Origin of the sequence: Streptomyces sp. HSW2009 (assembly GCF_040240285.1) — a bacterium.
In the GTDB taxonomy this organism is placed as follows: domain Bacteria; phylum Actinomycetota; class Actinomycetes; order Streptomycetales; family Streptomycetaceae; genus Streptomyces.
Map to the genome: position 1 here is coordinate 1 of NZ_JBEHZD010001009.1, position 1,295 is coordinate 1,295.

Consider the following 1,295-nt stretch of genomic DNA (forward strand, 5'->3'; position numbering starts at 1 on the left):
CCCCCCGCCGCCCGGCGCGGCCCCCCCCCCCGCCCCCCCCCGCCCCCCCCCCCGCCGCGCCCGCGGGGGGGGGGGGGCCGGCCCCCCCCCCCCGGGGCCCGCAGAGGCCCGTGGGCGTCCACGGCGCCGTACGGGTCGCCCGCGCCGGAGGGCCGCCAGCGCAGTGCGCGGGACCGGGGCGCGCCGGCGCCCGACGCACCGTGGCCCGGCCCGGCAGGGGCCGGACCAGGCCGCTCCACTCTGCCCCCGCTCGGCCCGGCGGACCACCGGTTTTCCCCCGGGGCGCGTCCACGCCCCGAACTCGGGCCCGGCCAGCGCGGGCGACACGGACCGCAGCGGGTCAGACGGACCGCAGCGGATCAGCACGGCGGACTGCCCGGGAATCAGTACGGCGGGCTGCCCAGGAAGTGGAAGACCGGGCGCGGGTGCATCAGGAAGTCGTGGTGGGAGATGTTCCAGGCGTACGCGCCGGCCAGGGCGAACACGACGCGGTCGGCGGCGCGCAGCCGTTCCGTGGGGACCCGGGTGGCCAGCACGTCCTTGGGGGTGCACAACTGGCCGGTGAGGGTCACCGGTTCGCCGCTCGCGCCCGGCCGCGGCCAACTGCGCGGCCAGCCGTCCACCGGCAGCACGGCGAACGGCTGGTCGTGCCCCTTGGTGACGGGGGTGCGCAGGTGGTGGGTGCCGCCGCGGAGCACCGCGAACGCCTCGCCCTGGCTGTGCTTGACGTCCAGCACCTCCGTCACGTACCAGCCGCAGTACGCGGCCAGCGCCCGGCCGGGTTCGATGCGCAGGGTGAACTGGGGGTGCCGGGCGGCGAGCTCGCCGAGCCCCGCGCCGTACGCGGCCCAGTCGAAGCGTTCGGTGGGGCGGGTGTAGTCCACGGCCATCCCGCCGCCGACGTTGACCTCGGTGAGCTGGGCCGCGAACCACGGCCCGGCGCCGGCGGCCAGGCCACGGGTCCAGCGCACGATGCGCTCCGCCGTGGCGAGTTGGGCCCGGACGTCGAGCCCGCTGGCCAGGTGGGCGTGGACGCCGCGCAGCCGCAGCCCTGCCCGGGTCGCGGCGCCGTCCTCGGCGAACAGCGGCAGCAGCCGACCGATCTGGTCCGGGTCGAGCCCGAAGGGGCTGGGCACGCCGCCCATGGTGAGCGCGGCGCGCGGGCCCTGCCCCCCCCCCCCCCCCCCCCCCCGCGGGCGTTTAAACAAAAACCAGCCCCCCCCCCCGCAACACAAACGGAAGGACGTAAGTGGAGTGTAAAAAAAAAAATGGGGGGGGGGGGGGGGGGGGGGGGG

The 1,295-nt window shown here is 78.1% G+C and carries 1 protein-coding gene; it reads right to left on the minus strand.

Features of this window, described 5'->3' with window-relative positions:
- Positions 1-383: 383 nt before the first annotated feature.
- Positions 384-1,295 (minus strand): type III PLP-dependent enzyme domain-containing protein (locus AAHZ94_RS34220; protein ID WP_502964872.1); only part of this gene is annotated, 912 nt, incomplete at its 5' end.